The organism is Pseudomonas sp. 57B-090624, from assembly GCF_003234055.1.
Taxonomy (GTDB): domain Bacteria; phylum Pseudomonadota; class Gammaproteobacteria; order Pseudomonadales; family Pseudomonadaceae; genus Metapseudomonas; species Metapseudomonas tohonis.
Genome location: NZ_QKRU01000133.1, coordinates 1 through 7,178, shown reverse-complemented (window position 1 = coordinate 7,178; position 7,178 = coordinate 1). Strand labels below are relative to the sequence as shown.

The 7,178-nt window shown below is 68.6% G+C and carries 5 protein-coding genes; 2 read left to right on the top strand and 3 right to left on the bottom strand.

The features are described from left to right. Positions 1-192: 192 nt before the first annotated feature. A complete protein-coding gene (locus DMX10_RS31375; RefSeq protein WP_111264759.1) occupies positions 193-1,092 on the bottom strand; it encodes a LysR family transcriptional regulator in 900 nt (299 codons plus the stop codon). Between the two features lie 110 nt (positions 1,093-1,202). Between DMX10_RS31375 and DMX10_RS31370 the strand changes: the two genes are divergently transcribed. Both DMX10_RS31370 and speB read left to right on the top strand, forming a co-directional pair. Then, entirely contained in the window at positions 1,203-2,285 is a 1,083-nt protein-coding gene (locus tag DMX10_RS31370; protein WP_111264758.1) for a polyamine ABC transporter substrate-binding protein, read from the top strand. Positions 2,286-2,328: 43 nt separating this feature from the next. Further along, positions 2,329-3,291 (top strand): agmatinase, encoded by a 963-nt coding sequence (gene speB / locus DMX10_RS31365; protein WP_111264757.1) that lies wholly within the window; start codon positions 2,329-2,331, stop codon positions 3,289-3,291. Positions 3,292-3,634: 343 nt separating this feature from the next. Here speB and DMX10_RS31360 read toward each other — a convergent pair whose 3' ends face one another. Together DMX10_RS31360 and DMX10_RS31355 are read right to left on the bottom strand one after the other, a co-directional pair. Beyond that, the gene (locus tag DMX10_RS31360; protein WP_111264756.1) at positions 3,635-5,197 is read right to left on the bottom strand and encodes an acyl CoA:acetate/3-ketoacid CoA transferase; all 1,563 of its coding nucleotides are present in this window, start codon (positions 5,195-5,197) and stop codon (positions 3,635-3,637) included. 136 nt (positions 5,198-5,333) lie between these two features. Next, positions 5,334-6,719 (bottom strand): GntP family permease, encoded by a 1,386-nt coding sequence (locus DMX10_RS31355; RefSeq protein WP_111264755.1) that lies wholly within the window; start codon positions 6,717-6,719, stop codon positions 5,334-5,336. Positions 6,720-7,178 lie beyond the last annotated feature (459 nt).

The window sequence follows — 7,178 nt, the reverse complement described above, 5'->3', positions numbered from 1 at the left end:
GTTGCAGGCTCGCGGCCTAAGGGTGGATACGACTTCCAGCCCCTCCCCCGATGATCAGTCGGGGACTATTACCCCTGTGGAGGTATTAGTCGAGATACAAGGGTGGATGGCGCTTTTTCCATCCACCAGCGGTGTTCCCGGGGGCACCGAGTCGGGCAGCGCTGCGCACTGCTTGGGCGAGTGAATTCGCCCCTACAAGGCGCCGAAGGCGGCCAACAGATCCTCGACGAACGCCTGTTGCGCTTCGCTGGGTTCGCGGCCGCGGTGGTGGGTGAGGCGGAATTCCACGTCGAAGCCCAGGCGCTCGGGGAGCAGGGCGCGCAGTTGCCCGCGTGCCTCCCAGGGCGCGGCGATGTGGCGGGGGAGGTAGCCGATATGGGCGCCGGAGAGGATCAGCGCCAGGGTGCCTTCCACCTGCTCGGTCACCGCGCTGCTGGCGGCGGACTGGAAGGGCTCGGCCTCGCCGATGAAGCGGTAGGGGTGCAGCACCCGGTCGCAGTGGCGCAGGTCGCTCTCGGTCACGCGCGTGCGGTCGAACAGCGGGTGCCCGGCGCCGCAGAACAGCAGTTGCTCCTCGACGAACAGCGGCCGATGCTCCAGCGCCTGCTGGTTGCCGGAGAAGTAGCCGATGGCCAGGTGCAGCTGGTCCTGCAGCAGGCGCCGCTCCAGTTCGGCGGGCATGGCGCTGAGCAGCTCGATGCGCACCGCCTGGCGGCGCGAGCGGAAGCGTCGGATGGCATCGGCCAGGCGCTGCATCACGGCATCGTCGAGGGACTCGGAGAGGCCGATGCGCAGCTCGCCCAGGAGCATGTCGGCCATGCCCCGCGCCTCGCCCTTGAAGGTTTCGATGGCGCCGAACAGCCGTCGCGTGGCTGCCAGTACCTGCTCGCCCTTGGGCGTCAGGCGGAAGCCGGCCTTGCCGCGCTCGCACAGGCGAAAGCCCAGGCGCGTCTCCAGCTTGGCCATCTGCGTGCTGATGGTGGATTGGCCCACCCCCAGCGCGCCCTGGGCGGCGCTGAAGCCGCCGCTTTCGACCACGGTGACGAACAGCCTGAGCAGTTGCAGGTCCAGGTCCTGGAGTTGGGCGAGCATGGGAATCTCCAAACATCGATGACGAGCGATGCCAAAGTAGAACACTTCATATTTATCCGAAGCAAAGCCCGGCGCAGGATCGCCCCATCACCGCTCCGGGAGCTTTCTCCATGCGCCTTTCCCTGTTGTTCGCCCTGCTCGCCGCCTGTGTCCTGCCCGCCCATGGGCAGGACCGGGAGCTGAACCTCTACAGCTGGTCCGCCTACATCCCGCCCCAGGCGCTGGAGCGCTTCAAGGCCGAGACCGGCATCAAGGTGAAGTACGACATCTTCGACAGCGCCGAAGCCCTCGACGCCAAGCTGATGACCGGCGGCAGCGGCTATGACGTGGTGTTCCCCGCCAGCAGCGGCCTGGCGCGGGCGATCAAGGCCAAGGCGGTGCAGCCGGTGCAGCGCGAGCAGCTGCATAACTACGCCAACCTCGACCCGGAGCTGCTGGCCAAGCTCGCCAGCGTCGACCCCGGCAACCGCTTCGGCGTGCCCTACACCTGGGGCACCATCGGCCTGGGGCTGAACCGCGACGCGGTGCAGCAACGCATCCCCGACGCACCGCTGAACAGCCTCGACCTGCTGTTCAAGCCCGAGTACGCCAGCCGCCTGAAGGACTGCGGCATCGCCGTGATCGACTCGCCCCAGGAGGTCATAAGCGTCGCCCTGCACTACCTCGGCAAGGACCCGTACAGCACCGCCAAGGCCGACCTCGCGGCGGTCCACGGGCTGCTCACCGCGTTGCAGCCGAACCTGCGCTACGTCGGCGCCGGCAAGCACATCAACGACCTGGCCAAGGGCGAGATCTGCCTGGCGCTGACCTACAACGGCGACGCCGCCATCGCCGCCGAGCAGGCCCGCGAGGCGAAGATGCCCTTCGAGGTGGTCTACCGCATCCCCCGCGAGGGCACGCTGATCTGGTTCGACACCCTGGCCATCCCCGCCGACGCGCCGCACCCCCAGGCGGCCCATGCCTTCATCGACTGGATGCTGCGCCCCGAGGCCATCGCCGAGCTGACCAACAGCCAGTTCTTCGCCAACGCCAACCAGGCCGCCACGCCGCTGTTGGACCCGGCGGTGGCCAACGACCCCGACATCTACCCGCCCCAGGCCGTGCGCGACCGCCTGTTCGGCGAGCAGGAACTGACCCTCAAGCAGCAGCGCGAGCGCACCCGCCTCTGGACGCGCTTCCGCACCCAGTACTGAACCCGCGCAGACGGGAAACACCCCACCGATGGAGCCCGATGACATGGAACACGCCTACGACAACGACCAGGCCATCACCCGGCCGAGCCTGCTGGGCACGGCCGCCGAAGCCACCTACGCCGGCATCACCAGCTTCATGCGCCGGCGCTACAGCCGCGACCTCACCGGCGTCGACCTGGTGGTGAGCGGGGTACCCTTCGACACCGCCACCACCAACCGCCCCGGCAGCCGCTTCGGGCCACGCGCCATCCGCGCCGCCTCGGTGCAGATGGCCTGGGCGCGGCATTTTCCCTGGGAGTTCGACCCCTTCGACCACCTGGCGGTGATCGACTACGGCGACTGCGCCTTCGACCACGGCACGCCGCAGCACACGCCGGAGGCGATCCAGGCCCACGCCGCGCACATCCTCGAGGCCGGCGCGGCGATGCTCACCCTGGGCGGCGACCACTTCATCAGCTACCCGCTGCTCAAGGCCCACGCCGCCAAGCACGGGCCGCTGTCGCTGATCCACTTCGACGCCCACAGCGACACCTGGCCGGACGAAGAGGGCCAGCGCATTGACCACGGCACCATGTTCTTCCACGCCGCCCGCGAGGGCCTGGTGGACCCGGCGCGCTCGGTGCAGATCGGCCTGCGCACCACCAATGACGACGTGATGGGCTTCCAGGTGCTGGACGCCCGCGAGGTGCACCGCCACACGCCCGAGCAGATCGCCGAGCGCATCCGCGCGCGGGTGGGGGACAACCCGGTGTACCTGACCTTCGACATCGACTGCCTCGACCCGGCCTTCGCCCCCGGCACCGGCACGCCGGTGTGCGGCGGGCTCTCCAGCCACCAGGCGCTGGAAATCCTCCGCGGCCTGCGCGGCATCAACCTGGTGGGCATGGACGTGGTGGAAGTGGCACCGCCCTACGACAACGCCGAAGTCACCGCCCTGGCCGGCGCCACCCTGGCGATGGAGATGATCTGCCTGTACGCCGCGCGGCATAAGTTGGGCGAGCGCTAGGCGCGGCTCTGTGGGAGCGAATTCATTCGCGAACGAGGTGAAGCAAGAGCATCGCGGCTGAAGCCGCTCCCACAGGGTGGCCACCTGTAGCCCGGACTTCAGTCCGGGGCCGGCGGTGATGTCGGCGAGGAGCCTTCGCGAGCAGAGCTTGCTCCTGCGGGGTTGGTGCCAGCCGGGGGGATTCCCGGGCTGAAGCCCAGGCTACGGAGCGCTCTGGCTCGGTGGGAGCGAATTCATTCGCGAACGAGGTGAAGCACGAGCATCGCGGCTGAAGCCGCTCCCACAGGGTGGGCTACGGGATGCACCTGAAAAAATCCACGGGCCCAAGGGTGGGCCCGTGGCTTCACGCACAACCGCCGATCATGGCGCGCAGGCCCAGGCGGGCCTCCTGGAACAGCCGCGCATCCATCAGCCGGGGTTGGTCGACGATGGGGCGGAAATCCATGCGCTCGATGATGTCGCGCTCGACGTCGATGCCCGGCGCGACCTCGATCAGCTCCAGGCCTTCGGTGGTCAGGCGGAACACGCAGCGCTCGGTCACGTAGAGCACCGGCTTGGCGGATTCGGCGGCGAGGCGGCCGGCGAAGGTGCGGTGCTCCACCTCGCGCACGAACTTGCGCAGTTCTCCGTCCTGCACGATGCGCAGGGCGCCGTTCTCGATGCGGATGTCCTGCGGGCCGGCGCTGAAAGTGCCGACGAAGACCACCGCCTTGGCGTTCTGGCTGATGTTGATGAAGCCCCCGGCACCGGCCAGGCGCGTGCCGAACTTCGACACGTTGAGGTTGCCCGCCGCATCCGCCTGGGCCAGGCCGAGGAAGGCGAGGTCGAGGCCGCCGCCGTCGTAGAAGTCGAACTGGTAGGGCTGGTCGATCAGCGCGCTGTGGTTGCAGGCCGCGCCGAAGTCCAGGCCCGAGGCCGGCACGCCGCCGATCACCCCGGGCTCGGCGGTGAGGGTCAGCAGGTCGATCACCCCTTCTTCCGCCGCCACCGCCGCCACGCCCTCGGGCATGCCGATGCCGAGGTTGACCACGGCCCCGGGCTTGAGCTCCAGCGCGGCGCGACGGGCGATGAGCTTGCGCAGGTCCAGCGGCATGGGCGCCAGGCTGCCTTCGGGCACCCGTACCTCGGCGGCGAAGGCCGGGTTGTAGGCGGTGGCGAAGGTCTGCTGGTGGTGCTCCGGCGCGGCCACCACCACGCAGTCGACGAGGATGCCGGGGATCTTCACCTGGCGCGGGTTGAGCGAGCCACGGGCGACCACCCGCTCCACCTGGGCGATCACCAGCCCGCCGGAATTGCGCGCGGCCATGGCGATGGCCAGGCTCTCGATGGTCAGCGCCTCGCGCTCCATGGTCAGGTTGCCGTCCTCGTCGGCGCTGGTGGCGCGGACGATGCCGACGTGGATGGGGAAGGTTTTGTAGAAGAGGTAGTCCTCGCCGTCGAGGGCCATGCGCCGCACCAGCTCCTCGGTGGTGCGGGCATTGAGCTTGCCGCCGCCGTGCTCGGGGTCGACGAAGGTGCCGAGGCCCACCCGCGACAGCTGCCCCGGCTTGCCAGCGGCGATGTCGCGGAACAGCTGGGAGATCACCCCCTGGGGCAGGTTGTAGGCCTCGATGCGGTTCTCCACCGCCAGCTTCTGCAGCCCCGGCACCAGGCCCCAGTGCCCGCCGATCACCCGGCGTACCAGCCCCTCGTGGGCCAGGTGGTTGAGGCCCCGGCCCTTGCCGTCGCCCTGGCCGGCGGCGTAGACCAGCGTCAGGTCGCGCGGCGCCTGCTCGGCCTGGAAGCGCTGCTCCAGGGCGATGGCGATGGCCTCGGCGAAACCGATGCCGACGAAGCCGCCGGTGGCCAGGTGGGCGTTGTCGGGGATACGCGCCACCGCCTCGGCGGCGCTCATCACTTTGCTCATGTCATACCTCGAGCGTGGAATTGGGGGCGGCCTGCTTCTCCCGTGGGAGCGGCTTCAGCCGCGAAGGGCCGCGCAGCGGACCCGGGGCGCCCCTGCGGGCCGCATCGCGAATGAATTCGCTCCCACGAGCCGCACATCAGAAACTGCCGAACAGGCTGCCGAGGGTGATCACCACCACCAGGGCGGCAAGGGGGAAGATCACCGTGTTCATGAAGATGAATCTGTAGGAATCACGGTGGGTCAGCTTGCAGATGGCCAGCAGCGAGATCACCGCGCCGTTGTGGGGCAGGGTGTCCATGCAGCCGGAGGCCATGGCGGCGACCCGGTGCAGCAGCTCGGGGCTGATGCCGGCGGCGTTGGCCATCTCCAGGTACTGCGCGCCGAGGGTCTTGAGGGCGATGGACATGCCGCCGGAGGCGGAGCCGGTGATGCCGGCGAGGATGTTCACCGCCACCGCCTCGGACACCAGCGGGTTGCCCGGCACGCTCAGCACCAGGTCGCGGATCACCACGAAGCCGGCGAGGGAGGCGATCACGGTGCCGTAGCCCACCTCGGAGGCGGTGTTGAGGATCGGCAGCATGGAGCCGAAGGTGCCGTCGTTGAGGCTCTGCTTCAGGTCCACCCAGCGCCGCCAGTGCAGGCCGATGAGCAGCAGCACCGCCGCGCCGAGGGCGACGATGATCGACCAGATGCCGATCACCGACTTGGCGTCCTGCAGGCCGCCGAACTCGGGCTTGGCCAGGTAGCTGGTGTCGAGGTTGGGCAGCACCTGCTTGGCCATCAGGAAGTTCAGCGCGATCACCAGCAGGATGGGCAGCAGCGCCAGCCAGAAGCCGGTCACCGGCAGGCCGCTCTGCTCGGTGGGGTCGTCCTTGTGGCTGCCGTAGCCTTCGCCGGCGGCCATCAGCTTGCGGGCCTGGGCAGCGAGCCACCAGCTGCCGAGGCCGAGCATGATCAGCCCGCCGATCAGCCCGAGGATGGGCGCAGCGAAGGCGTCGGTGCCGAAGAAGGGACTGGGGATGGCGTTCTGGATCGCCGGGGTGCCGGGCAGGGCGGTCATGGTGAAGGTGAAGGCACCCAGGGCGATGGCGCCGGGCAGCAGCCGCTTGGGAATGCCCGCCTCGCGGAACAGCGCGGTGCCGATGGGGTACACCGCGAAGGCCACCACGAACAGCGACACGCCGCCGTAGGTCAGCAGCCCGCAGGCCAGCACGATGGCGAGGATGGCCCGCTCGCGCCCCAGCCGGGTGACGATGCCCTGGGCAATCGCGCGGGCCGAGCCGGAGTCGTCCATCAACTTGCCGAAGATGGCGCCGAGCAAGAACAGCGGGAAGAACTGGATCAGGTAGCCGCCCAGGGACTTCATGAACACCTGGGTATAGGTGGGCAGCATCAACGCCGCATCACCGGCGAACAACACCGCCAGCAGCGCCATCAGCGGCGCCAGGATCAACACGTTGTAGCCGCGATAGGCCAGGAACATCAGCAGTGCGAGGGACAGCAGGATTCCGAGGGTACCCATGGGATTTCCTTCTTGTTGTTGTTTTGAACCGCCGCAGCGGCCGGGCCTGGGTCGGCCCTTTGCCGGTATAGAGCGAAAGCTGTGCCAAGTGGGCTGAAAAGCCCTGGGGAAGGCGCTGGTGCTGGGGTGGGGGTAATTTAGCCGGGAGACGAGGGGGTGCTTGAGGTGTCCAATTAATTGGACGATGTCTTGTTTATTGGACGCCTATTTCCATCGTTGTCCAAAAATATGGACATCCCATACCCCGCCGCGAGGTGCCCGGATGTGTAGGGTGGATGGCGCTTTTCCATCCACCACCGCGCCCACCCCCAAACACCGTGGCCGCTGGGAAGGCACGCCCTGCCCGGCGACCAACCCCGCACCGCGTGGATCGATGAAGCGCGATCCACCCTACGCCGGCCTGGGAGCTTCGCGGGGGGTATGCCGCTGGCGTGCCGGCCCGCAGGCCTGGCTACAACC

Bases quoted from the DNA above. Each gene is read 5' to 3' on its own strand.
- DMX10_RS31360 (WP_111264756.1), bottom strand. From the start codon at position 5,197: ATGAGCAAAGTGATGAGCGCCGCCGAGGCGGTGGCGCGTATCCCCGAC.
- speB (WP_111264757.1), top strand. From the start codon at position 2,329: ATGGAACACGCCTACGACAACGACCAGGCCATCACCCGGCCGAGCCTG.
- DMX10_RS31355 (WP_111264755.1), bottom strand. From the start codon at position 6,719: ATGGGTACCCTCGGAATCCTGCTGTCCCTCGCACTGCTGATGTTCCTG.
- DMX10_RS31370 (WP_111264758.1), top strand. From the start codon at position 1,203: ATGCGCCTTTCCCTGTTGTTCGCCCTGCTCGCCGCCTGTGTCCTGCCC.
- DMX10_RS31375 (WP_111264759.1), bottom strand. From the start codon at position 1,092: ATGCTCGCCCAACTCCAGGACCTGGACCTGCAACTGCTCAGGCTGTTC.